25 protein-coding genes are annotated in these 24,741 nt (G+C 65.2%); 11 read left to right on the top strand and 14 right to left on the bottom strand.

Going from position 1 to position 24,741, the window contains the following annotated elements:
• Positions 1–2 precede the first annotated feature (2 nt).
• The 3 genes from AX702_RS06680 to AX702_RS22460 form a co-directional block, all read right to left on the bottom strand.
• Positions 3–137, bottom strand: a complete 135-nt coding sequence (locus tag AX702_RS06680; RefSeq protein ID WP_066777768.1) for an entericidin A/B family lipoprotein — start codon at positions 135–137, stop codon at positions 3–5.
• Positions 138–414: 277 nt separating this feature from the next.
• Complete coding sequence (locus tag AX702_RS06675) at positions 415–2,001, bottom strand: sensor histidine kinase (protein WP_066777765.1); 1,587 nt, start codon at positions 1,999–2,001, stop codon at positions 415–417.
• 9 nt (positions 2,002–2,010) lie between these two features.
• Complete coding sequence (locus AX702_RS22460) at positions 2,011–2,100, bottom strand: NepR family anti-sigma factor (RefSeq protein WP_169715740.1); 90 nt, start codon at positions 2,098–2,100, stop codon at positions 2,011–2,013.
• A 326-nt stretch (positions 2,101–2,426) separates the two neighbouring features.
• On the opposite strand from AX702_RS22460, the gene AX702_RS06670 reads away from it, so the two are divergent.
• The 10 genes from AX702_RS06670 (at position 2,427) to AX702_RS06625 (ending at position 11,351) form a co-directional block, all read left to right on the top strand.
• Positions 2,427–3,224, top strand: coding sequence for a response regulator (locus AX702_RS06670; protein ID WP_066777822.1), 798 nt, complete (start codon positions 2,427–2,429; stop codon positions 3,222–3,224).
• 41 nt (positions 3,225–3,265) lie between these two features.
• Positions 3,266–3,409 (top strand): hypothetical protein, encoded by a 144-nt coding sequence (locus tag AX702_RS22455; protein ID WP_177179026.1) that lies wholly within the window; start codon positions 3,266–3,268, stop codon positions 3,407–3,409.
• A 102-nt stretch (positions 3,410–3,511) separates the two neighbouring features.
• A complete protein-coding gene (locus tag AX702_RS06665) occupies positions 3,512–4,153 on the top strand; it encodes a sigma-70 family RNA polymerase sigma factor (protein ID WP_066777819.1) in 642 nt (213 codons plus the stop codon).
• Between the two features lie 242 nt (positions 4,154–4,395).
• Entirely contained in the window at positions 4,396–7,068 is a 2,673-nt protein-coding gene (locus tag AX702_RS06655; protein ID WP_066777760.1) for a bifunctional [glutamine synthetase] adenylyltransferase/[glutamine synthetase]-adenylyl-L-tyrosine phosphorylase, read from the top strand.
• Positions 7,052–7,498 carry a peroxiredoxin gene (locus AX702_RS06650; protein ID WP_066777758.1) on the top strand — a complete coding sequence of 149 codons (447 nt, stop codon included), beginning with the start codon at positions 7,052–7,054 and terminating at the stop codon, positions 7,496–7,498. The genes AX702_RS06655 and AX702_RS06650 overlap by 17 nt, the downstream gene beginning before the upstream one ends.
• Positions 7,495–8,283, top strand: a complete 789-nt coding sequence (locus tag AX702_RS06645) for a ferritin-like domain-containing protein (RefSeq protein ID WP_082746107.1) — start codon at positions 7,495–7,497, stop codon at positions 8,281–8,283. The genes AX702_RS06650 and AX702_RS06645 overlap by 4 nt, the downstream gene beginning before the upstream one ends.
• Positions 8,284–8,511: 228 nt before the next feature.
• The gene (locus tag AX702_RS21560) at positions 8,512–9,624 is read left to right on the top strand and encodes a M23 family metallopeptidase (protein ID WP_231731755.1); all 1,113 of its coding nucleotides are present in this window, start codon (positions 8,512–8,514) and stop codon (positions 9,622–9,624) included.
• Between the two features lie 67 nt (positions 9,625–9,691).
• Positions 9,692–10,030: an iron-sulfur cluster insertion protein ErpA gene (erpA, locus tag AX702_RS06635; RefSeq protein WP_066777749.1), complete on the top strand. Its 339-nt coding sequence runs from the start codon at positions 9,692–9,694 to the stop codon at positions 10,028–10,030.
• A gap of 10 nt (positions 10,031–10,040) precedes the next feature.
• Positions 10,041–10,811 carry an exodeoxyribonuclease III gene (gene xth / locus AX702_RS06630; RefSeq protein WP_066777747.1) on the top strand — a complete coding sequence of 257 codons (771 nt, stop codon included), beginning with the start codon at positions 10,041–10,043 and terminating at the stop codon, positions 10,809–10,811.
• A 291-nt stretch (positions 10,812–11,102) separates the two neighbouring features.
• Complete coding sequence (locus AX702_RS06625; protein ID WP_143058516.1) at positions 11,103–11,351, top strand: hypothetical protein; 249 nt, start codon at positions 11,103–11,105, stop codon at positions 11,349–11,351.
• A 270-nt stretch (positions 11,352–11,621) separates the two neighbouring features.
• Here AX702_RS06625 and AX702_RS06620 read toward each other — a convergent pair whose 3' ends face one another.
• The gene (locus AX702_RS06620; RefSeq protein ID WP_066777743.1) at positions 11,622–12,776 is read right to left on the bottom strand and encodes a GNAT family N-acetyltransferase; all 1,155 of its coding nucleotides are present in this window, start codon (positions 12,774–12,776) and stop codon (positions 11,622–11,624) included.
• A 108-nt stretch (positions 12,777–12,884) separates the two neighbouring features.
• Here AX702_RS06620 and AX702_RS06615 point away from each other — a divergent pair, with 108 nt between their 5' ends.
• Positions 12,885–13,961 (top strand): fatty acid desaturase family protein, encoded by a 1,077-nt coding sequence (locus tag AX702_RS06615; protein WP_066777740.1) that lies wholly within the window; start codon positions 12,885–12,887, stop codon positions 13,959–13,961.
• A 261-nt stretch (positions 13,962–14,222) separates the two neighbouring features.
• Here AX702_RS06615 and lptG read toward each other — a convergent pair whose 3' ends face one another.
• The 10 genes from lptG to AX702_RS06565 all read right to left on the bottom strand — a co-directional run bounded on the left by lptG (position 14,223) and on the right by AX702_RS06565 (position 24,666).
• Positions 14,223–15,314, bottom strand: coding sequence for an LPS export ABC transporter permease LptG (lptG, locus tag AX702_RS06610; RefSeq protein ID WP_066777737.1), 1,092 nt, complete (start codon positions 15,312–15,314; stop codon positions 14,223–14,225).
• On the bottom strand, positions 15,311–16,507 hold the full coding sequence (lptF, locus tag AX702_RS06605) for an LPS export ABC transporter permease LptF (protein WP_197420515.1): 1,197 nt from the start codon (positions 16,505–16,507) through the stop codon (positions 15,311–15,313). Before lptF ends, lptG begins: the two co-directional genes overlap by 4 nt.
• A gap of 175 nt (positions 16,508–16,682) precedes the next feature.
• On the bottom strand, positions 16,683–18,605 hold the full coding sequence (locus AX702_RS06600; RefSeq protein ID WP_331710383.1) for an ATP-binding protein: 1,923 nt from the start codon (positions 18,603–18,605) through the stop codon (positions 16,683–16,685).
• A gap of 55 nt (positions 18,606–18,660) precedes the next feature.
• Positions 18,661–19,923: a serine palmitoyltransferase gene (gene spt / locus AX702_RS06595; protein WP_066777735.1), complete on the bottom strand. Its 1,263-nt coding sequence runs from the start codon at positions 19,921–19,923 to the stop codon at positions 18,661–18,663.
• Positions 19,924–20,021: 98 nt separating this feature from the next.
• On the bottom strand, positions 20,022–20,264 hold the full coding sequence (locus AX702_RS06590) for an acyl carrier protein (RefSeq protein ID WP_046410945.1): 243 nt from the start codon (positions 20,262–20,264) through the stop codon (positions 20,022–20,024).
• A 56-nt stretch (positions 20,265–20,320) separates the two neighbouring features.
• Positions 20,321–21,202 carry an NAD-dependent epimerase/dehydratase family protein gene (locus tag AX702_RS06585; protein ID WP_066777731.1) on the bottom strand — a complete coding sequence of 294 codons (882 nt, stop codon included), beginning with the start codon at positions 21,200–21,202 and terminating at the stop codon, positions 20,321–20,323.
• Positions 21,199–22,299: a glutamate 5-kinase gene (proB, locus tag AX702_RS06580; RefSeq protein ID WP_066777728.1), complete on the bottom strand. Its 1,101-nt coding sequence runs from the start codon at positions 22,297–22,299 to the stop codon at positions 21,199–21,201. The genes AX702_RS06585 and proB overlap by 4 nt, the downstream gene beginning before the upstream one ends.
• 53 nt (positions 22,300–22,352) lie before the next feature.
• On the bottom strand, positions 22,353–22,922 hold the full coding sequence (pth, locus tag AX702_RS06575; protein WP_066777810.1) for an aminoacyl-tRNA hydrolase: 570 nt from the start codon (positions 22,920–22,922) through the stop codon (positions 22,353–22,355).
• A 102-nt stretch (positions 22,923–23,024) separates the two neighbouring features.
• Entirely contained in the window at positions 23,025–23,639 is a 615-nt protein-coding gene (locus AX702_RS06570; RefSeq protein ID WP_066777726.1) for a 50S ribosomal protein L25/general stress protein Ctc, read from the bottom strand.
• Between the two features lie 127 nt (positions 23,640–23,766).
• Complete coding sequence (locus AX702_RS06565) at positions 23,767–24,666, bottom strand: TraB/GumN family protein (RefSeq protein WP_066777720.1); 900 nt, start codon at positions 24,664–24,666, stop codon at positions 23,767–23,769.
• Positions 24,667–24,741 lie beyond the last annotated feature (75 nt).

The following is a 24,741-nucleotide window of genomic DNA, read 5'->3' as shown; positions in this document are numbered from 1 at the left end:
GCTTACTTGGCGTCGTCTGCGGTCTGAGCGACAGTGTCTCCGGCAGAGGAGACATCGCGGCCCACACCTTCCACGGTGTTGCAAGCAGCGATCAGCAGTGCGCTAGCCACTGCCAGCATCCCCATCATCTTCTTCATACGTCCTCCTGAGCGCAATTGAGCCGCCCAGAGCGCAAATGCGCAATGAAGCTGTTCGTTCCAAAGTCGTTATGAACTGCCGGGGAAGTAATAAGGCCCGGAAGCGTCACCGGGGGGGGGAGGGTTGACGCTTCCGGGCCTATGTCGTGGATAGCGAGAGCGGGGGGGCATAAGGTCGCTATCCGAAGAGTAAAACGCGACTTGGGGAGGCCAGTTCCAACAAGATCGCGTATTTTTTCGTATTCTGGTTAATGACCGCGCATCTGCGCAGCATGGATCAGTCGCGGCCGAGCACCGCGATGGAGATCTCATAGGCGCCGGTCAGCGGATCATGGTGGAGCGGGGCCCGCAGCTGACGCGCCAAACCCTCGGTAACCCGGCCGAAGCGCGTGGCGAGACCTTCACGAAGGAGTGGGCTGTCGATCAACGCAGGGGATGAAACGCGCAGCGTCGCCCGATCGGAGGCGCCGGTTTCCTTGACCGAGACCCGCACATGAGCGGCCGGATCGCATGTCACGGCTAGTTCGATCAGCTCGGTCACGATGAATGCGACGGCGACCGCGACGTCCTGCGACACGAGGTACGGATCGGAGTCCAGCTGGATCCGCAGCTGAATGCCTTCGGGCGCTGTTGCCCTGATGTTGGAGGCAAGTTCGCCCAGCATCGGGCGCAGGCCCAATCCTCGGTTCTCTTCCATCTCCGCGAAGTGGTTGCGGTGAACGACGGCAAGCGCGTCAACCCGCCGCTGGATTGAAGCATAGGCCTGTGCCGCTTCGGGCGAGCGCGCGCCGCGTGCATGGAAGTTGATCAGCGACGAAATGACCTGGAGGTTGTTCTTTACGCGGTGGTGAACCTCTCGCGTGAGCTTGGTCTGGCGTACCAGTCCCTCTGCCAGGCCGGCTTCGTGAATGGCGACGGTGCGCGTGAGCGCGCGGAAGGTGTCGCCGAGTTCGCGCAGCTCCTGCGCCGGCAGCGCGCGCATCGTCGCGGGGTCGGGCTCTTCGCCGGGAGTGAAAGCGGCAACCTGGGCCCGCAACTGACGCAAGGGCCGGATCAGCAGCCGATCCACCACGAACCATGCAATCCCCGCCGCGGCCGCCCACATGATCAGCGGCAGAAGCAGGGCAATCACCAAAGGCGAGGTGATCGGCGCGGCCCGCACCTGCATGGCAAGCGCCAGCTCGCCGATGCCGAGATCCGTCACGTTGCTCTCGCGCCGCTCGAACGCGTTTTCGCGTGGCAACGGCTCCAGAATGAGCTCTTCGGACTGCCGGGTCAGCTTGGCGGCGTAAGCAGGCGTGAAGCCACTCGGCCGGCTCAGTTCGGCGATGAAGTCCTTCGGGAAGAAGGCGGACGCCGTCACGCGGCCGGATCGACCAACGACACCCAGCAGCAATCCATTGCCCGGCAGGATCCGCGCGGCCACGGCGGAGTCGCGTGCCGCGCGCGCGACCTCAAGGCCCTGGGTGAAACTACTGCCGCACAGCAATCTGCCCCGCGCGTCGAAAACCGCGAAGCGCGCGCCGTTGAATGCCTGTTGTGCAAAGACACCTTGAACGCGGGCGCAACTGGGCGTGTCGAGCGGGTCTGATTCCAGCGCATCAACCGCGACGCGGAGCGCCGTCATATCGCCGATCAATTCGATGGCGATCGCGCGACTGCTTTCCGCCGACGCGATCCGGAGACTGGCCCTGGCCTCGGCATCGGCGATCTGCGTGATTCGCAAGGTCGCGAACACCGCGATGATCGCAAGTGGCAGGAGCGCGATGGAGATGATGACGAGAAGCTTTGCTCCCGACGGCCATCGCATCATGAACGGCGCCGTCGCGCCGCCGCGCGAATCTTCCGACGCCGTGGTATTCATATGCTGTTTTTAATCTAGCTTGCTCAGAAGGGAAATCATCTCGTCCGGCACCGACTCATCGATCGTCTTTTGATAAATCGATCGTAGCGCCGCACCCATGTCACGGTCCTTTGACTGCACTGCCGTGCCGCCTTTCGACTTGACCGTTTTCTTTGGCGCTTCCTTGTCCGAAACCAACGCTTAGCCCCCTGAACCACCCGTTCCGCGTGACGATGAATTTCCTTGGCCGGATACGGGCCGCGGCGCCAGCCTATTGATCATGGCTGACGACGGTGAAACTAAAAAGCCGCTCGTTGGTTCCACATACCGGCGACGAATTGCGTCGTCGGGCGTTTGGCGCCCGCGGGGGGTTTGTCGATGAAGTTGATCAATCAGGGCGCGGCGCGCAAAGCCATGCCTTCATCTATTGGGAGTCGTTCCGCCTCATGTCGCTTGGACAACAGCTCGCCCCGCATCTGCCCTTCCTGCGTCGGTACGGGCGGGCGCTCACTGGCAGCCAGTCGCATGGCGACAAATATGTGCGCGCCACGCTGGAGGCGATCGTTGCCGCGCCGAGCGAATTCCCGCGCGATGTTGATCCCCGCCTGGGTCTCTATCGGACGTTCCAGGTAATCTGGAATTCTACGAACGACGGCGAGCAGGCCGATCCCGGTGACGTTGACGATCAGGAAGCGATCGCACGGGCGCGCCTTGCCCGGATGACGCCGCTTTCGCGCCAGGCACTTCTGCTGACGGCGATGGAAGGTTTCACCGTGGAGGACGCGGCCTATCTGGTGGATGTGGCGCCAAGCGAGGTCGAGGCGCTGGTCGCCGAGGCGCTGTCGGAAATCGAGAAGCAGACCCGCGCCCGCGTGTTGATCATCGAGGATGAGCCGATCATCGCCATGGACATCGAGACGATCGTCCGCGATCTCGGCCATGAGGTGACCGGCGTGGCAGTGACCCGCGACGAGGCGGTGGCGCTCGCCATGGAGGACCGGCCGGGTCTGGTGCTCGCCGACATCCAGCTTGCCGATGACAGTTCGGGCATCGACGCGGTGAAGGACATTCTGCACGAATTCCAGGTGCCGGTGATCTTCATCACCGCCTTCCCGGAGCGTCTGCTCACGGGCGAGCGGCCCGAGCCGACCTTCCTGATCACCAAGCCTTTCCAGCGTTCCACGGTAAAGGCGGCGATCAGCCAGGCATTGTTCTTCGATCAATCGACCGCACCGGTTTCGTAATTCGATACGGAGCCAAAACGAGGCTGAGGGGTTGAGCAGGCATGGCACACGAAAACGAACGTATCGAAGTAACGACGGATGAGGCGCGGGCCGGTAGCACGCCGCACATGACGCGCTACATTCTGCCGATATCGCTCGTCCTTGTTGTGGTGATCTTCGCCCTCATCCTGTTTGCGCGGCAGTAAGCGGCAAGCATGCTGACAGAGCGGCTGGCAAAGCGCGCCGGCGATACCTATCTTGCGCAAAGGACGCCGGAACCTCCCGGCGCGGGGACCGAACGACAGAACATGACCGAAGCTGAACCGCGCAATTCTGACGCGGCCGATGAGGTGTCGGTCGAGCACGTCTCCCTGTCTGATCCCGAGTTCAAGAAGCAGCTGGCGCAGGTGATTCCGCACTTGCGCGCATTCGGGCGTTCGCTGTCCGGCAATCGCGATCTTGCGGATGATCTCGTGCAGGAAACGCTGCTGAAGGCCTGGGCAGCGCGCAAGCGCTTCCAGGCCGGCACCAACATGCGTGCGTGGACCTTTATCATCCTGCGGAACCTGTACCTGTCCCAGATGCGCCGTGCGCGCTTCAAGGGCGAGTGGGACGATCTGGTCGCGGATCGTCTGCTGGCCGCGCCTGCCAGCCAGGACAAGCATGTCGAACTGGCCGACATGCAGCGTGCACTGCTCCATCTTCCGCAGCCGCAGCGCGAGGCGCTGATCCTGGTGGGTGCGGGCGGCTTCGCCTATGAGGAAGCCGCCGAGATCTGCGGCGTCGCTGTGGGTACGATCAAGAGCCGCGTGGCGCGGGGCCGCGTGGCGCTGGAATCGCTGATGAGCGGAAGCGACATGACGTCGCGCACCGATCATACGATCGCCAGCCTGAAGCCCACGCTGGATGAAATCATGGACGAGGTGGACGAGCTCAGCCGCGATCGCTGAGCTTCGCCACTTCCCTCAATGCTGGATCGATACCCGGTCCAGCTGATCCAGAACCTGGGCGAGCTCCTCTGGCAGTCTGCGCCGCTCGGTATAGGCGCAGCGAAGCGACTCGCCGATTGCGTCGGTCACGCGCGGGCGGGGGACGAAATAACCTCCGCCGCCGCGATCTCCTGTGTGATGTTCATGTCCCATCATAGCCGTTAGAACGGGCGACCGGGCCGGAAGGTTTCAAGGTCATTTTGATGGTGGACCGTTTGTCAAGCGAAATAATCGTTGATCCAGCGTTTCCCGATGCGATCGCGCGCGCTCAGACTTACGCGCCGTTCCTCGCCAACCTGTTGGAACGCGAGGGGGAAACAGTCGCCGACCCGCGCAGCGGTCCGCCGCCAATTTCCGAGGAATATTCAACCAGTAAGGCGCTTCGCTTGGCTCGCCGCAGGCTGGCGCTCCAGGTGGCGATCGGCGATCTTTCCGGCCTGTTCGACCTGACCGAGGTTACGCATCGCCTGACCGACTTCGCGGATCGCGCGCTTGATCAGGCGATCCGTGCCGCGATCCTGGAGCGAACACCCAGTGCGACACCGGCGGGCTTCGTGGCGATTGCGCTTGGCAAGCAGGGTAGCCGTGAGCTGAACTATTCATCGGACATTGATCCGATCTTCCTGTTCGATCCCAGAACGCTGCCCACACGGAATAATGAGGAGCCGGTCGACGCGGCCGTCCGTATCGGGCGCCGCGTTATCGAGTTGCTCCAGACGCGCGATGCGGACGGCTATGTCCTGCGGGTCGATCTTCGGCTTCGGCCTACCCCCGAAGTCACGCCGATCGCGGTGCCGATTGATGCCGCCATCGTGTACTATGAATCGCAGGCGCTGCCATGGGAACGGGCGGCATTCATTCGCGCCCGCCCCGCCGCCGGCGACTTGGCGCTCGGCCGCTCCTTTCTGGAGGCGATCCGCCCGTTCATCTGGCGGCGAAGCCTGGATTTCGGTGCTGTCGGTGAGATCGTCGAGATCACGCGAAGGATCCGCGACCACCACTCGCAGGGGCAGAAGTTCGGCCCCGGCTATGATCTGAAGCGCGGCCGCGGTGGTATTCGTGAAATTGAGTTCTTCGCTCAGATCCACCAGTTGATCCACGGCGGCCGAAACCCGGCGCTTCGCATCGGCGACACCCGTGCCGCGCTGGCCGCGCTTGCGGCGGCGGGGCGGATCGATCAGGCCGATGCGAAGGCGTTGACGGACGCTTATGTGGCGCTGCGCACGGCCGAGCATCGCGTGCAGATGATCGACGATCGACAGACCCACACATTGCCGACCGGCGAGGCGCTGGATCGGGTCGCTCGGCTCGATGGCCGTGCGGACGGCGCCGCGCTGCTCGCGCATCTGCTTCCGCACGTTAAACGGGTAGCGGAAATATTCGATCGGCTGGCAGCGCCCGGCGCGGCTGCGCTTTCGACCGATCCTGACAAGCTGGCCGACCAGCTAGCGGGGGCTGGCTTCACCGACACGCAAACGGCGATGACGCGCATCAAGAGCTGGCGCGCGGGTCGGTATCCTGCGCTGCGCAGCGCCGCCGCGCAGACCGCGCTTGAAGCCGTGCTGCCAGGTCTGGTTGCGGCGCTCGCCGAGGTGCCGGAGCCGGAGGCGGCGCTGAACCGCCTCGATCGCTTGTTTGAGCGACTGCCAAGCGCGGTGAACATCTTCCGCTTGCTCGAGGCACGGCCTGCATTGTCGGTGCTGCTTGTCCAATTGCTCAGCCACGCGCCCACGCTGGCGGACGAGTTGGCGCGCCGGCCGGATCTGCTTGACGGTTTGATCGACGCGTCCGCCTTTGATCCGGTGCCGGACATAGCCGGGCTCGCAACCGAGATGCGACTGCGCAAGAATGGCGACTATCAGGCGCAGCTCGATCATGTCCGCAGGGTCGTCGCGGACCGGCGCTTTGCCCTTGGTGCCCAGATCATCGCTGGCGCCTCCGATCCGCTGGTGGTCGCCGCCGGCTATTCACGCGTGGCGGAGGCCGCGATTGACGTGCTGGCACAGGCGGCGGTTGACGAATTTGCGCGCGTTCACGGGCTGGTGCCCGACAGCGAATTCGTCATCCTGGCACTCGGCCGCCTGGGTGGCGGTGAACTGACCCATGCGTCCGACCTGGACCTGGTCTATCTGTTCACTGGCGATTTCGCGGCGGAGTCCGACGGCGCCAAGCCACTGGGCGCGACATTGTACTACAACCGGCTGGCGCAGCGCGTGAGCGCCGCATTGTCGGTGCCGACCGCGGCCGGGCCCTTATACCCGATCGACACCCGATTGCGGCCCTCCGGCAACCAGGGGCCGCTGGTCGTCAACTTTGAATCCTTTGCGCGGTACCAGCGGGAAAGTGCCTGGACTTGGGAGCATATGGCGCTCACCCGGGCACGCCCGGTCTTTGGCTCACCGGAAGCGCGTTCAGCCTTGCAGGCGATCATATCTGATGTGCTCGCGGGCAACCGGCCGGAGCGGGATATCGTTGCCGATGCGCTGAAGATGCGTGCCGAGATGGCCACCCACAAGCCGCCTGCCGGTCCGCTGGATGCGAAGTTGCTGCCCGGTGGTCTGGTGGATCTGGAATTCGCCGTTCACGTTCGTCAGTTGCTGGCATGCGGTGGGTTCGAGCCGCACCTGGGTCGCGCCATCGCTGCGCTCGATCTCCCGCACGGCCTCGTAAAGGCGCACGATCTGCTTACCCGCCTGATCGTCACCCTGCGCCTGGTGGCGCCGGACGCTGCCGAGCCGGACATGCCGGCGACACGGGCGCTGATCGCCCGCGCGCTGCGGCTGGAGGATTGGCCGGCGGTCGGCGCCGCGCTGGACAGTGCGCGACAGGAGGTTACGGCAGCGTGGAAAGGAGTAACGGATGGACATGCTGCCTGACGTGACGGTGACTGCGCCTGACGGCTCGGTTCTCCGTCTCAAGGACCGGCCCTGCCCGATGGTCGTCTATTTTTACCCGAAGGACGACACGACGGGCTGCACACGCGAGGCGCAGGACTTTTCCACGCTGGCCGCGGCGTTCACCACTGCTGGTGTCTCGGTGCTCGGTATTTCGCGCGATACGCCGGCAAAACACCAGAAGTTCATCGCCAAATATGACCTGGCGGTTGCGCTGGCGAGCGACGAAGATGGCTCCGCCTGTGAGGCGTTCGGCACTTGGGTGGAAAAATCCATGTACGGGCGCACCTACATGGGGATCGAGCGCTCCACCTTTCTGTTCGACCGGGACGGGCGGCTGGCGCGCGAATGGCGCAAGGTGAAGGTGGCCGGCCACGCAGAGGCCGTGCTGGAAGCGGCACGCGCCTTGTGACCAGTGTTGCCGAGGCGGCTCGCCGAGTGCTGGACGCGGCCGATCCCGTCCGGAAGGTAAAGACTGCGCGTCACGCGGCGCGGGCGTGGCGGCGGGGCGAACTCGATCACGCATTCGACGTGGAGATGCCGGATTCGCCTGCGCGGCCCCTTACGCCCGAACTGCTGCCCCCCAATCGCATGCCGAAACGCGGCAAAGGCGGATCGGCGCGCGGCCGCCTGGCGCTGCTTCATGCACTGGCGCACATCGAGTTCGTGGCGATCGATTTGGCGTTCGACATCGTCGGACGCTTCGGCGCCGGTTACCCCCGCGCCTTTGTGGACGATTGGTTTTCCGTTGGTGCGGATGAAGCGATGCACTTCGCGCTTCTCGACCGGCGGTTGAAGGCCTTGGGCAGCGGCTATGGTGCGCTGCCCGCTCACGCCGGTCTGTGGGAGGCGGCCAGTGCCACGGCGAACGATCCTGTTGCGCGCCTTGCCGTCGTTCCCATGGCGCTGGAGGCGCGCGGCCTGGACGTAACGCCCGCAACCGTTGCCCGCTTCATGGCCGCCGGTGACGAGACCAGCGCGCGCATCCTGCAGCGGATCTATACCGACGAGATCCGCCACGTGCGGTTCGGAACCAAATGGTTCGAAGCCAGCTGCAAGGAGCGCGATCTTTCGCCCGCAGCGCATTGGCAGTCGCTGATCGCGGCTCAGTTCAGCGGCGTGGTGAAGGGTCCGTTCAACGACTCAGCGCGCGACTCTGCCGGCCTAACGCGAGAATATTATGGCGCTATTGCCTAATATACGTAGATCAGACCAGTAATCGGCGTCCGGGTGCGGGGGGCCGCAATCCAGACCAGTTCAGATAAAGCGCGTCGGGCTTGTCCCGGCGGCTGCCGTATCAACGATCTCGTTTGGGGTTCGATGTCCAAATCTTTTTCCGCGCCGGCTGACCGCATCGCTGCTGGCGCTCGCCTGTTGTTTTCGCCGCGGAACGTGGTCTTCCACGACGGCCGCGCAGTTCGCCGGATGCGTGTTGGCCGTGGATCGCAGACGGCGATCGTCGGCGCCGCTGCCGTTGTGGTCGCCTTTGCCGGCTATGGTGCCGCTACCGCGACTGGCCAGGCGGCGATGGCCGCTGGCCTGACGGCCGCGCCGCGCTCGGAGCAGCGCATCCAGACCATGGAACGCAAGCTCGCGCACATGCAGACTCGCGTTGCCACGATCCGCAAGACCGCCGAACAGCATGCCACCCGGCTGGAGCAGCGCCAGGCGCTGCTCGCCGCAGCGCTGACCGGCGTGGGCGACGAGAAGAAGCTGGCGCTCGCAACCCTGAAGATCGATCCCACTGGCGATCGGCTGGCCGCCTTTGCGCTGGCGCCGTTCGGCAAGGTGGAGCGCCGCCAGGCAATGCTGGCCGATGTCGCGCTCGATCAGCTGCAGGCCCGCTACCAGCATGCGACGCAGGAAATCCGCGAGCGCGGCTTGCGGCCCGAGCGTCTGGTGAAGGGGCGCAAGCAGGCCGTCGTCGGCGCAATGGGCGGTCCGCTGATCCCGGCCGCGAGCGCGGAAGCGACCGCCGACCTGAACGCCGACGCGCAATTCCGCTCGCTGTTCATGACCTGGAAGAAGCTGGACACGCTGGAACAGGGGGTGATCTCCATTCCGTCCGTTCAGCCGGTTCAGCACCTGTCGTTCACCAGCAACTTCGGTGTTCGCAGCGATCCGTTCCGCGGAACGGCGGCGATGCACGCGGGCGTCGACATTCCCGGGCCGACCGGTACCCCGATCTATGCCACGGCAGATGGCGTCGTGAACCATGCCGGCCGCCAGGGCGGCTATGGCAACATGATCGAGATCAACCATGGTAAGGGGATCGCCACCCGCTATGGCCACCTGTCGAAGATCATCATCAGCGACAATGCGCGCGTGCGTCGCGGGCAGATCATCGGCTTGATGGGGTCGACCGGCCGCTCGACCGGTCCGCACCTTCACTATGAGGTCCGGATCGATGGCGCTGCCGTGAACCCGGTGCCGTTCCTGACCACCGCCGATTATCTCCTGGCGGCGCAGGATCGCTCCGTCAGCCAGATTCCGGTTTCCACCGGCGGACCTGCCGCGCAGGACGCTCTGGAACATTGAGACTGATCCGCACGCACCCGCACGATCGCGGGTTGCGAGCGGGGTAGGGGAGGCTTATCTCCCTGCCATGGCTACACTCGCTGCTGACATCGCGCTGACCTCCGCTGCCGCAGCCAGGGTCGCGACCATCGCAAGCAAGCAGAACAAGCCTGCCATCCTCCGTCTGTCGGTGGAGGGCGGCGGCTGTTCCGGCTTCCAATACCGCTTCGGCTTTGCTGATGCGCCAGAGGCTGGCGACGTGGTGACGGAGACGGACGGCGTTCGGCTGGTGGTCGATGACGTGAGCCTGGATCTCGTCCGGGGTGCGTCAGTGGATTACGTCGAGTCTCTCGGTGGCGCCGCGTTCAAGGTCGATAATCCGAACGCCGCGTCGGGTTGCGGTTGCGGGACCAGCTTCTCGGTGTAATGCCGGTGGCGTGAAGATCGTCACTTACAACGTCAACGGCATCAAGGCCCGCCTCCCGCGCCTGCTGGAATATCTGGCCGAGCAGCAGCCGGATGTCGTCTGCCTGCAGGAGCTGAAGTCCAGCGACGAAACCTTCCCCATTCAGGAGGTGCGCGACGCGGGCTATGGCGCGTGCTGGCATGGGCAGAAGGGGTTCAACGGCGTCGCGGTGCTGGCGCGCGGCAGCGATCCTGTCGAGCAGCAGCGCGGTCTCGAGGGCGAGCCGGAGGACGAACATAGCCGCTATCTCGAATGCACCGTGGACGGCCTGACGGTCGCGTCCATTTACCTGCCAAACGGCAATCCGCAGCCCGGTCCCAAGTTCGACTACAAGCTGCGCTGGATCGACCGCCTGTCACGCCGCGCGCGCGAGCTGCTGGCGGGTGAGATCCCCGCGGTGCTGGCGGGCGACTATAACGTCATTCCGAATGACGATGACACCTTCTCCGTGCGGGCCATGGCCGATGATGCGCTGATGCAGCCGGAAAGCCGCGCCGGCTATCGTGCGCTGCTGGCGCAGGGGTGGACCGATGCCCTGCGCGTGCGGAACCCCGCCGGCGGAATATGGACGTTCTGGGATTATCAGGCCGGCGCGTGGCAGCGCGATGCCGGGTTCCGGATCGATCATCTGCTGCTTTCCCCAGCAGTGGCGGATCGCCTGATCGAGGCGGGCGTTGATAAGGAATATCGCGGGCGAGAAAAGGCCAGCGATCACGCGCCCACCTGGGTGCGGCTGCGCTGATCGGCGGCCCCGTCGTCCGCCCCCATCGTCCGACATTGTCGCGGATGAAGCACTACATTGCGATTACGTGACGTTCGCGGACGGACGCAGTGTTCGCGCGCGTCCGGATGCGCACAGTTGATATTCGGCAAGATCCGCCGCGACTTGGTAATCCATGCCGAAGATCAGCGAAGGTCGCGGGGGGCGATTTTCTAAGTCATTGAATTTACGTCGCGAGAAAGTTTGGCACGGGGCCTGCAATAGGTTTGGTGGCGGCGCACCAGGGCGCTGCCGGACCTGAAAGGAACTGCCATGACGATGATCGCTCTCGCCGCTGCCCTCGCTCTCGGCACCGCTGCTCCCGAGCCGGCTCCTGCTCCCGCGCCCGCACCTGCCACCGTTCCTGTTGAGCAGCGTCTCGCTCAGGACATCAATCCCGAAACCGACCTGCGCCGCGTGTGCGTGGTGGATACGCTGCCGGGCGTCGGCGCTGCTCGCCGCTATTGCCAGTCGCGCGCGCAATGGGTGGCGCAGGGCACCGATCCGCTGGCGACGCGCTGAATGGCGCCCCGCCGGGGCATATCGGGGCCGGCCGCAAACAGGAGAAGAGAGGATGAAGGCGCTGGGGTTCGCGATGGGAGCAGTGGCTACGGCCGGTCCGGTGATCCATGTTGAAGGATCCGGGCCGGAGGCCAGCTCCACTGCCTCTCGCGGGTCTCAGCAAGCCCGGTCAGCGTCACACGGGCCGGACAGCTGTGGCTTTTACGAAAGCATGACGACCGCCGCGGGCAGGCGAAACGCTATTGGCGCGCCGGGCCGTGAAGACACCCGCTACAGGGTCTTTTCGTACACCTGATACACTTTGTTGACGCGGCTATCGATCGTCTCGGCGATCGATCGCATCCCTTGATTGTCATCGAGGATCCAGCCGATCTCGCCGCGCGTGGCGCCATAATGCGTAATGGAGGCGCGGCGAATATATTCGATCATCATGAAGGCAAGCTGGCTCGCCATGCGCGATGACTGAAGCTCCTTCACCACCCCCATCAGCGGCACGCGCATCGTGCGAACCTTCGGGCGCCGCAGCCACAGGAGCAGCTTCGCCCAGCCGAACGGCAGCAAGGAGCCGTTCAGCCCCGCCAGCGGTTCGTTCAGGTCGGGCAGGGTGATCATGAAGGCGACGGGCTTTCCGTCCAGCTCGGCGATACGGATCAGATCGTTGAACACGATGGGCTTCAGCTTGACGCCGACATCGCGAATTTCCGGCGGCGTCAGCGGCACGAAACCCCAATTGTCGCTCCAGGCGTCGTTCAGGATCGACAGGATGATGGCTGCCTCTTCATCGAAGCGGGACTTGTCGACCATGCGCACGTTGATCTGCGCATTCTTCTCGCCGGATTTGATGATCCGCTGGACGATCGGCGGAAATTCCTGCGTGATGTCCAGATCATAGGTCATCAGCTGCTTGACCGGCTGATGGCCTGCGCCTTCGATCCAGTCGCGGTATTCGCGCTTCGCATGGCCCATCATCACGGTCGGCGGATGATCATAGCCGTCGATCAGGAGGCCCGGCTCTTCCCAGATCGACTGCGAAATTGGACCAAGCGTGCGCGTCATCCCCTGTTCGCGCAGCCACGTTTCCGCGGCCTGCAGCAAGGCGGCGAACACGCCCTGATCTTCCGCTTCCATCAGGCCCCATTGACCGGTGCCCGGCCCGAACCCCTGCACCTGAGGCATCTCAAGCGCCAGCGTGTCGATATGTGCCGAGATGCGACCGACGACCTTGCCGTTCCGCTCGGCGAGGAAAAGCTGCGCCTTGGCGTGGCTATACCAGCCGTTCTTTTCCGGCGTGATCAGCCCTAGCGCCTCGCTCTTCAACGGCGGCACCCAGTTGGGATCATCGCGGTAAAGACGAAACGGCAGATCGACGAACGCCTTGCGATCGCGCTTGGTCTGCACGGGACGGATGGTGAGTGAGCCTGCCATGATCGGCCCTGTAATCGCCTGAAGCGATCATGGCGAGCGGCCTTTCCGTGGCAGCGGAGGGTGTTGTAGCCACCGTGTCGCCATTATCTCTGGCTAATGGACATGCCTATGACGACCATGACTTTCGCCCGGACCAATTCTGTGGCTGCCGCTCGTGTGCCGATCGCCGATGATCGTGCCATGCTGAAGGCCGCTGCCGAGCTGACCCGCGATCTGAATGCGCCGCGGCCGGCGATTTACTGGGCGGACCTGCTCGGGTCGGCTCTGGTCGGCTATGTGGCACTGGGCGTCGCGATCGCGGCAGGCCCGCTTTGGTTCACGCTGATCGCTGGCGTGGTGTCGATGCTGGCGCTCTACCGCGGGATGAGCTTCATCCACGAACTGACGCATGTGAAGCATGCCGCGCTGCCCGGCTTCCGGCTCGGGTATAATGCGGTGATTGGCGTGCCGCTGCTGGTACCGTCCTTCATGTACGAAGGGGTGCACAATCTGCACCACGCACGCACGCGATACGGCACGTCGGAGGATCCGGAATATCTCCCGCTGGCGCTGATGAAGCCCTGGTCGCTTCCGCTGTTCGTGCTGATCGCGGCGCTCGCCCCTGTCGCGTTGATCTTCCGTTACGGCGTGCTGTCGCCCCTGTCGGTGATCGTGCCGGGGCTGCGCCGTATTGTGGTGGAGCGGTATTCCGCGCTGGCGATCAACCCGCAGTTCCGCCGGCGCATGCCGGAGGGCGAGGCGGCGAAGCAGTGGAACCGGATCGAGGCCGCGTGCGCGGTATGGGCGATGTCCCTGATCGCGCTGGTGGCGACCGGCACGATCCCGGCCCGCGCCTTTGCGATCATGGTTGGCGTCGCCTCGGGCCTCGCCGTCGTCAATCAGCTGCGCACCCTGGTCGCGCACCTCTGGGAAAATGAGGGCGAGCCGATGACGGTGACCGCTCAGTACCTCGACTCGGTCAACGTGCCGCCGCCTGCCACGCTGCCAGCATTGTGGGCGCCGGTCGGGCTGCGCTACCACGCGCTTCACCATCTGCTGCCGGGCCTTCCCTATCATGCGCTTGGCGAGGCGCACCGTCGGCTGAGCGCGGTGCTCGACAAGGACTCGCCATATTACAAGGCGAACTATGCCGGCATGCCGGGCCTGGTAGCGAAGATCGCGCGGAGCACCATGCTGCCACGCTGACGCGTCAAGGTCGCCGCGCCCAGAAGGGGCGGCCGAACGGATCAAGGCCCTGTCCGCGCGTCATGCCCGGACAGGGCCTTTACGTTTCGACGCGTGCTCGACCAGCCGACCAGTATCGTCCGGCGACGTCTGAAACCCTAAAGTCTTCTCCTCACGACCTTGGCCTGAACGTGAAGACGCTGGACGAAAGCGGCCAGCCGTGGCGCGCTAATCGGGCGACGAAAGAGCCAGCGCCCACTGCGGAGGCAGGCAGCGGGCAGACTATTCCTCGGTGCGCAGCAGCACCGCTTCGCCGATGAGGAGGAACAGCAGAAATGGTGCCCAGGCCGCCAGAAACGGCGGGTAGGCGCCCAGATTGCCCATCGCGAGCGCGAAATTGTCCGCGACGAAATAGGCGAAGCCCAACGCCATGCCGATCACGGCGCGGATGAAGAGCTTTCCCGAGCGGGCGATGCCGAAGGCGGCGACGGCGCCAAGCAGGGGCATCAGCACGGACGAAAGCGGGCCCGACAGCTTGTGCCATAAGGAACCTTCAAGCGCCTTCGTCGGGCGCCCGGCGGCGGCGAGATCGTCGATCGCCTCGTTCAATGCTCGGAACGAGAGGCCGTCGGCGTTGATGGTCGACAGCGTGAACTGATCCGGCGTCACGCCGCGTGCGATCACCACCGTTCCCACGTCCGTGATGGCGCCGCTCGCGACATCAAAGCGGCGGGCGGGGCCGATCGCCCATCCGTCACCCCGCCGTTGGCCATTCGGGGCGGTGACGATCGCCTTCAACAGGCCGCCGTCACGCTCATACAAGGTCACGCCGCCCAGCCTCGCACGGTCTCCGCGACCCTGGATCTGGTCGACCTGGATCAGATCGTCCGCGGTGCGGACCCAGACGTTCGCGCGGTCGCCGCGATCGATCGGCAGTTTGCCGTAGTTCACCTTCTGCCACTGCGCGAGTGTCGCGGTCGAGCGGGCAACGATACGATCGTTGAAGGCGAAGCTGAGGATCGCGATGCCGACACTGGCGGTGATCAGCGGCGCCAGCACCTGGTGCGCGGACATGCCGGATGCCTTCAGCGCCACGATCTCGCTGTTCTGGTTCATTGTGATCAGCGTCAGGATCGTGCCCAGGAGAACCGAGAAGGGCAGGAAGCGCGCGATGATCTGCGGCACGCGCAGCGACATATATTGCCACACCTGTGCGTCCGTGTTCCCCGGCACGGCCAGGATCTTGCCGGATTCGCCAAGCAGATCGAGCGCCTGAAGCACCAGCACCAGCCCGGCAAGAATGCCGAAGGTGCGGACCAGGAACATCTTGCCCATGTAGATGGCGACGGTGCGCGACGGAAAGAAGGAGATCATTCGCGCGTATCCCGTCCACGGCGGCCGGGCATGCGGCGGGTGATCGCCTTCAGCGCCTTGCTCGCCCCGCGTTCAAGCGCGCCGATCGGCTGTCCGCCCGGAACATAGGCCAAGGTATAGTACATCCAGATGATCAGCGCGGCGAAGATCGCGAACGGCGTCCAGAGCGCGATGAACGGATCCACACGGCCAAGCTCGCCGATCGACGCCGCATATTGGTTCACCTTGTGATAGGCGACCACCATCACGATCGACACGAACACGCCGAGTGCCGAAGTGGACCGCTTCGGCGGCACGCCCAGCGCTACGGCGAGCAGCGGTAGCAGGAACATCATCAGCACTTCGGCCAGCCGGAAATAGAGCTCCGCCTGGCTGCCATGCCGGGTTTCCTCACTGCCGCTCGTCGCCCCGATCCGGGCGAGCTCGGGAATCGTATATTCCAGATTGCGCCCGCCGCGTGCGCGGAACTGCTCGAACTTGGGAAGGTCGATCGGAAGGTCGTGCGCGCTGAAGGTCAGGACGCGCGGGGCGGGAAACTTCGCCCGATTGTGGATCAGCGTCCCATCCGTCAGGCGAAAGATGATCGTGTTCGGATCGTCCGTCGCAAAGAATTGCCCACGCTGCGCCGTCACGCTGATCCGGTCGCCCTGCGCTGTTTCCGCGCGGACGAAGATGCCCGAAAGCTCGCGTCCCTTGTCCCGGCTGCGTTCGATGCGCAGCGTCATGCGATCGCCCAGATGGGTGAATTCGCCCACCTTGATCGAGGCGCCAAGCGCACCGGTGCGAAGTTCGAACCGAAGCCCCTCATAGGCGTAACGCGCACGCGGCTGGATGAAGCCCACAATGGCAAGGTTGATGAGCGCGAGCCCGACCGCGTACATATAGGGCACGCGCAGCAGCCGGCGGTAGCTCATCCCCACGCCGCGCATCACGTCCAGCTCGGACGATGTCGCGAGCCGCCGAAAGGCGAGCAGCACGCCCAGCATCAGGCCGATTGGAATGCCCAGGCCAAGATATTCCGGCAGGAGATTGGCGAGCAGCTGCCACACCACGCTGACCGGCCCGCCCTCCGTCGCCACGAAGTCGAACAGGCGGAGCATGCGATCCAGCAGCAGAAGCATTGCCGCGATCACCAATGTGGAGAACAGCGGCAGCGCGATCAGCCGGGCCATGTAGCGGTCGATCGATTTCATGGGCGGCGGCTGGGAAGCTCAGGCTGACGGGTGGATGGCCGGGTATAGGGGACCGGGCGGCAAGCGCCACCCCCTTTGCATGACATCGCTGACCGATGCCAGGCCGTGAGAAGAGGCGAAACCAACGCGATCATGGGGGACAACGGGGGAACGGTTGATTGGTGCCGCGCCAGCGTCATTCAGCCGCCAGACTGTGCGGTCCGTTCGATTGACGCCGTGTGATTGCCTCGGCGATCGCCTTTTCGAGCGCGACCAGCGTGAACGGTTTGCGCAGCACGTGGTGGCCGCTGAACAATTCCGGATCGCGGGTTTCGCCGGCAAAGCCGGTGACGAACAGCACGGCGATGCCCGCGTGGCGCCTATCGAGGGCGGCGATCATCTCGGGGCCGGTTTGCTCCGGCATCAGGACGTCAGTGATGATCAGGTCGACGGGCGCATGCTGGTCAAGCATGGCCGGCGCTTGCACCGGGCTGCCGCAGGCGATCGGATGATGGCCGAGTTCCTGCAGCGCGCCTGTCGTGGCGGATAGCACCCGGGGATCATCCTCGACCACCAGAATGGTAAGAGATCCCACCGGGGCCGGCGTTGCAGGCTCGGCCTTTTCGGTTTCGAGCTGCGTTTGCGACGTGGTGTCGCGCGGCATGCGCAGGTGAACCGTGGTCCCGGCTCCCGGCGCGGAGTCGATCACCACGTCGCCGCCAAGCTGCCGCACGAAGGAGAAGATCTGGCTGAGGCCGAGGCCAGTGCCCTTGCCAACGGGCTTGGTGGTGAAGAACGGCTCGAACACCCGCTCCGCCACCTCCGGGGTCATGCCGCAACCTGTATCGCGAATGGCGAGCGCAACGAAGTCACCGTCGTCCGACCATTCCAGCCGAGCGTTGATCGTCAGCACGCCGCGCCCCTCCATCGCGTCGCGCGCATTGACGGCCAGGTTGAGGATGCAATTCTCCAGCTGCACCTTGTCCGCATGGACATAGGCGCCTTCGGTCGCATCGACGATCTCGATCCGAATGCCGTCCTCAAGGGTGCGATCCAGAAGGTCGCGCATATTCTCCAGGAGGGTGGTGATATGGATCGGCTGCGGGTCGATCGGCCCCTCTCGGGCAAAAGCGAGAAGCCGCCGCGTCAGCTCCGCCGCGCGCAAGGCTCCTTCGCGTGCGCTTTCGATGTGCCGGCTCGTCTCATCCGCGCCGCTGGGCATGGATCGCTGGGCGAGCTCAAGTCCGCCAATAACGATCGCCAGCATATTGTTGAAATCATGCGCGATACCGCCGGTGAGCTGGCCCACGGCATCCATCTTCTGCGCCTGCCGCAATCGCGCCTCCTGCGTGCGCAGCTCATCGGTCGCCTCGTCGACGGCGACGGACAGTTCCTCGGCGCGGGCGCGCTCGGCATCCGCCTCCGCCTGCGCGCTCGCGCGCTCGGTCAGGGCCTGTACCGTCAGCCACCCCAGCGACAGCGCGCCCAACAGGAGCAGGACGCCGAAAACCGAGAAGACGAATGCCGCCTTGGTGGAGCGGTTCACCAGCGCCATGGCAGCGGCCGTGCGACGCAGCAGCACATCACGCTCGCCGGTGATGATGGCATCGAGCACGACGCGTAGCTCGTCGAGCGACGCTGCCTGTCGCGCGGCGTAATAGCGTGACAGTGCCTGTTCGTTTTTCCCGTAGGTCGTCGACAGCGCCGTGAGTGACAGCTCCTCGCCCCGGCTGCGGTAGGCGGAGCGGAGACGCGCCATAAGGCGCTGTTGCCCGCGATCATCGCGGGTCAGCGACTCCAGCCGCTGGATCTGCTCCCCGGCGCGGCGCCAATCGTCGAAGTACAGCTGGCCGAGCTGCTTATCGCCGGAAATGACATAGCGCCCCAGCGACGCTTCGGACTTTGCAATTGTGCCCGACAGCGTTCGCGCCAGGATCATGACGTCATAGCTGTGCGACTGCAGCGAGACGGCGCGGTCGCGTTGCCGGTTCGCCTCGCCGAGTGCGAGGATCAGCGCCACCAGCACGCCAATCCCCAGCACACCCATCACGAGCAGCGTGAAGGTGCGCCAGGCCGAGGCCGGCCCGTCTTTAGTGTCGACGCCCTCGTCCGCGATCACGGGGATGGGAATTAGCAGATGGAAAAGGTTCGCGAAAGCGGCCCGCTGGCGTCGATCAAGCGATCACGCCAGTGGCCCGTCCCGCTGCCTCGAACATCGCGATAACTTGCGCCATCTGTTCGGGCGTGTGCTCCGCGCAGACCGAGCAGCGCAGCAGGAACATGCCAGCGGGCGTTGCCGGGGGACGCGCGACGTTCACGTACAGCCCGGCCTCCAACAGGCCGTGCCACATCCGCACCGCCTGCTCCTGGTCGTCCAGAAGGACGGCGACGATGGCGGATTCGGGCTGCGCCGTCGGCAGGCGGAAGCCAAGCTGCGAGAGGCCGGCGTGAAGCTGGCGCGTATTGGCCCACAGCCGCTCGCGCTTGTCGGCGGCATGCATCAGCTTGCGGATCGAGGCGGTCGCGGATGCGACCACCGCGGGGGGCAGGCTGGCGGTGAAGATGTAGGGGCGGCAGACGAAGCGCAGGATTTCGAACTCGGGATGGTTCGACACGCAAAAACCACCAACGGTGCCGACCGACTTGGAAAAGGTGCCGATCACGAAGTCGACCTGGTCCTGCAATCCCTGGTCTTCATAAACGCCGCGGCCGTTCGGGCCGAAGAAGCCCATCGAATGCGCTTCGTCCACCAGCACCATCGCGCCATGCTTCTTCGCGACCGCCACCATGTCCTTCAGCGGCGCGACATCGCCCAGCATCGAATAAACGCCTTCCAGCACCACCAGCTTGCCTGGCTCCTTGGGCAACCGGCCTAGCCGCTTGTCCAGGTCCTCCACCGAATTGTGCCGGAAGCGCACGACCTCGGCATTGCCCATGGCGCAGCCGTCGTAGATCGAGGCGTGGCTGTCGGCGTCCAGGATGATATACTCACCCTTTGCCGCAATGGCTGAGATGATACCGAGGTTCGCCTGGTAACCTGTTGAAAAGACGATGGCGCCGGACATGCCATAGAAGTCGCGCAGCGCCTGCTCGACTTCCATGTGATCGTGGAACGTGCCGTTCAGCGCGCGGCTGCCGTTGGTGCCCGAACCGAACCGGTCGAACGCTTCCTTGCCGGCGGCGATCACGTCCGGATCAAACGTCATGCCCATGTAATTGTAGGTGCCGAGCAGGATCGTCTCGCGCCCCTTGATCACGGCAACGGTCGGGGATTTCACCTCTTCCATCACGATCCCGAACGGGTCGCGCACGCCGGAATCGAGCAGCGCCTGGCGCTCCGCGATCAAGGGCGCGAACTTGTCGAACAGGTCGCGTTCGGGTGCCACTTCGGCAGGATCGGCGGGCAGTGCTTCTGCCTGGAGGCCGGTTTCGGTCATCTGTTCAATCCCCAACCGTTCGCATCGGGCCGTGTGGAAACGCCGGGCGACGCGCGCCCGGCATGGTTCCGGTCATCTCCCGCTGCACAAACGGGCGTTCAGTTCTTCAGCTTGGCGACGGCATCGGCAAGCTGACCGACCGTCTCGATCTCAGCCTGCATGTTCATCGTGATGATGATGTCGAATTCGTCCTCGATCGCGGCGACGAAGTCCATCACCGTCAGCGAATCCCATTCGAGATCGCCTTGGAAGGTGGTGGCCTCCGTCACGGTCACGCCCTTCTTGTTGAAGGGTTCGATCTGGGCCTTGACGGTGTCGAAGATGCTGTCGCGGTCGCTCATGCCGGGTCCTTAGCTGCAAGCGGGCGAGGTGCCAATCGAATGCGGCGGAAGCGTGTTCATCCTGCGATGCCGTAAGACCGCGCGGTTTGCGCCAAGCCTTGTTCGAGCGGGATGGCAGGTGACCAGAGCGCCGCCGGCGGACGCAGCTCGGCCGCCGCCGCCCAGTCCGGGTGGCTGAGATAGTCGACCCGGTCGAGCGTCAGCTTTGCGCCATGTCCGCGCGCCATGCGATCGAGCCGCGCACCGACCCGCATCAACGGCTTGGGCAGATGCATCCGCAGCACCCGGCGACCCACTGCCCGGCCGATCGCCGCGGCGAGATCGGCATGCGTCATGGCCCTGCCATCATCCACCTCAAAGGTTTCGCGCGCCCCGGGGCGCTGCACCAGCGTCACCAATAGGCGTGCGAGATCCTCGACATGGATCAGGGAAACGCGCCCCGGCGGGGGCAGAAAGGCCAGTCCGAACCGCGCGAGCCGGAACATGTCACGAAGCTCGGTATCGCCTGGGCCATAGACGCCCGTTGGCCGCACGATCGTCCAGTCGCTGTCGCTTTCGGCGACGATCCGTTCCGCTTCGCGCTTGGACCAGCCGTAAACGGACAAGTCCGGCTCGCGCGCGGACAGTGATGACACATGCACGAGCCGGCGCGTGCCCGCCGCCGCGACGACGGCTCTGGTTCCCTCGACATTTCCGGCCACGAAGCCCGCACGGTCGGGCGCGTTGACCACGCCGGCGATGTGAATGACGGCATCGGCGCCGTCGACCAGGGCGGCCAGGCTCGCCGCATCGTCCAGCGCGCCGGAGATCCACGTCATCCCGTCGCGATCAGGCTGCGGCCGACGGGTCAGCGCGCGGATCTGATGTCCCGCCGTCAGCGCGGTTTCGATCGTTGCCCGGCCGACAAAGCCGGTACCGCCGGTCAGCGCCAGGATCACAGCATCGCCATATGGTTGCGGTGGATCAGCGCGGCGCGCGGGGCATAGCCAAGCAGCGCCTCTTGCTCCTCGCTGCGCCGGCCGAGCAGGCGCTGCATCTCGCCCGCGTCATATTCCGCCAGCCCGCGCGCGATTGGCCCCGCCGGTCCCTCAATCGCGACCACGTCGCCGCGCGTGAATGCGCCGGAGACCGCGACGGCACCGGCCGCCAGCAGGCTGCGACCCCGCATCAGCGCCTCGGCAGCGCCCGCGTCTACCGTGACCGCCCCTTTCACCGTCAGGCGACCGGCCAGCCACGCCTTGCGCGCCGTTGCGCGTTTCTCGGGAAGGAAGATGGTGTGCCGGGCATCGGTGGAAAGCGGGCGATCGACCCGGCCGGAAGCGATGGCGAGTGCCACCCCTGCCGACGTGGCGATCCGGGCGGCCGCGATCTTTGAAACCATGCCGCCCGATCCCATGCCGGAGGCCGAGCCATCGTCCGCCATGCCGGCGATCCGATCATCGATATGGGCCACTTCGGGGATGTGGACGGCGCCGGGCTGCGCCGGGTTGCGATCGTAGAGGCCATCGATGTCGGAAAGCAGCACGACGCCCTCCGCCGTCGCGGCCTGTGCCACGCGCGCGGCAAGCCGATCATTGTCGCCGAAGCGGATTTCTGCCGTGGCGACGCTGTCATTTTCGTTGATCACGGGAACGGTGCCGAGCTGAAGCAGCCGGCCCAGCGTGGCGGCGGCATTGAGATAGCGGCGCCGGTCCTCCAGATCGTCCAGCGTCACCAGCATCTGTGCGGCGGTCAGGCCATTGGCGCCAAGCACCTCCGCCCATGTCTGGCTGAGGGCGATCTGCCCCGTCGCGGCCGCCGCCTGCGCATCCTCCAGGCTGGCGCGTCCGCCGCGTGGCAGGGCGAGCCGGCGCGCGCCCAGCGCGATCGCGCCCGAGGAGACGATGGCGACCTGCTGGCCGGCGCCGGTGCGCGCGGCGACATCGGCCGCGATCCCCGCCAGCCATTCCCGTCGCACCGCCCCCGACGGGTCCACGAGCAGCGCCGAACCGATCTTGACCACGAGGCGGGCACAGGAGGCGGGAGGAAAGAGCATGGCGGATCGGCGATACTGCGCCGCAAGCGGATGGGGAAGGGCGCCGCCGCCCCTTACGATTGCAGTCGAAGCGCCACGTCGTTCATGAAGCGGACGTCATCGCCCGCCGCCAGCGTCGGTGCCTCCGCCGCCACCGCGCCGAGCAGGTCGCTAAGCGGGTCGATCTCGCTCTTGGCGTAATTGCCGAGCACGTGGCCGGTCACCCGATCCTTGTGTCCCGGATGGCCGATGCCGATCCGTATCCGGCGGAACTCGGGCCCGAGATGCTGGTCGATCGAGCGAAGCCCGTTGTGGCCGGCAAGACCGCCGCCCATCCGCACCTTCAGCTTCATCGGCGCGAGATCCAGCTCGTCGTGGAAGACGGTCAGCGCCTCGACACCCAATTTGTAGAAGCGAAGCGCCTCCGCGACGCTGCGGCCGCTTTCATTCATGAAGGTGGCGGGCTTGAGCAGCAGCACCTTCTGGTTGCCGAGCCGCCCTTCGTGAACCCAGCCCTGAAACTTCTTCGCCACCGGGCTGAAATCATGCACCTCGGCAATGGCGTCCACGGCCATGAAGCCGACATTGTGCCGGTGCATCGCATATTGCGCACCCGGATTGCCCAGGCCGACCCAAAGCTGCATCACCCATCCATCCGCTTGCCACGCGCCCATACGAAAACGGGCGGGGGCGTTGCCGCCACCCGCCCGATCATCCGCGCCGCATCGCTGCGGCGGTCGGCGAGATTACTCGCCGGCAGCTTCTTCGGTCGTCTCGGCTGCAGCCTCGCCCTCGGCGGACTTCAGCGCCGACGGCGCAACCACGGTCGCGATGGTGAAGTCGCGATCGTCGATGGCCGACTGCGTGCCCTTGGGCAGCGTGACGGCGGAGATGTGGAGCGAATCGCCCACGTCCAGGCCCTTGAGCGAGATGGTCACTTCCGACGGGATTTCCGCCGCGTCGCACACCAGCTCCAGCTCGTGACGAACCACGTTCAGCACGCCGCCCTTCTTCAGGCCCGGCGCCTCTTCCTCGTCAGCGAACACCACCGGCACTGCGACGGTGACGGTCGCGTGCGCGGAAATGCGCAGGAAGTCGACGTGCACCGGACGGTCGGTCACGGCATGGAAGTGCACGTCCTTGGGCAGGGTGCGCTCGCCGTTGATCATCACGACGGTGTTCATGAAGTGGCCGGTGCCCAGCGCCTTCACAAGCGCCTTTTCCTCGAGATGGATCGAGGTGGGTTCCTTGTTCTGGCCGTAGATCACGGCGGGTACGCGGCCGTCACGACGCAGCGCACGGGAGGCTCCCTTGCCAACCCGGTCACGCGTCTCGGCTGCGAGCGTCAGCTGGTCGCTCATTGATATTCTCCGAAACTCATGTGTGTCCTTCCGCGCCACGCCTCCAGGGATGACCATGGCCGGAAGCGGGCGCGCATAGCGGGGAGGGGCGCAAAACGCAATCCTCGTGTCCGGCCGCGCGTGGCCGTCAGTATTTCACCCGCACTGCCTTCAGCCGGTACTTGCCCAGATGCGCCTGCACGCTCTGCGGCCCGGCAAGGTGTCCGGCGCCGACCGCGATGAAGACCCGTCCGGGCGTGCGCATCCGTTCGGCAATCCATTCGGCCCATTTCGCGTTGCGATCCACCAGCAGTGCCTTGCCGACCTCCGGCGAGTCCTTGAGGCTCTCGTTCATGGTCTCGGCGAGGCCCTCGGGATTGCCCTTGGCCCAGTCCTCGACCATCTGGTCCATCGTCTCGCCAGCCTTGGGCAGTTCGTCGACGGTGGAGCTGAGCAGTTCGAGCTGCGCCTTCTGCGACAGCGAGTCGAAGATCGACATCTGCCCTTCGAAAGTCTCCAGCCCCATGACCTGCTTCTTCTGCGCCTTGGCGGCCTGGGTCAGCACGCCTTCGGGCCCGTTCCCTGCCTCATAGCCCAGCTTCTGCACCGGCAGCACGGACAGGCTGATCGCGGCAAACCACGGCTGCATTCGCTCAAAGGTGGCGCGCGGCAGCTTGTTGTCCTCCAGCGCCTTCTCGAACGCCGCGCGCTTGTCCGCCGGCAGCTTCTCGACCAGCGTCGGCCCGACCGGGTCGAACGCCTTGGAAACCACGACTTTCTGCTGAGTCTCGACGTCGGGCTCCACCATCTCCAGCACCAGCGTGCCCGATCGGTCGAACGCCTTCTTCACCGCCTCGTCGAACCACGACAGCCCGGGCTTCAGCACATGAATGGTGCCAAAGAGATAGATCGTCGTGTCCTTGTCCCGCACGACCCACAAGGCGGGATCGGCATCCTGCTGCTGCACGGCGGGCGCCGGCTGGGCGCAGGCTGGCAGGGTGAAGGCGAGGCCGGCAGAAGCGAACAGCGAGATAAAGGGACGAAACACGGGGTTGAGCCTTCCTGAACGGGACATAGCGAGCCTAGCGTGGCCCTTGCCTGTTGGCGAGGCATCGGCCATTGC

The sequence above is a fragment of the Sphingomonas sp. CCH5-D11 genome (assembly GCF_001557395.1).
In the GTDB taxonomy this organism is placed as follows: Bacteria; Pseudomonadota; Alphaproteobacteria; order Sphingomonadales; family Sphingomonadaceae; genus Sphingomonas.
This window is presented reverse-complemented; position numbering and strand designations above follow the sequence as displayed.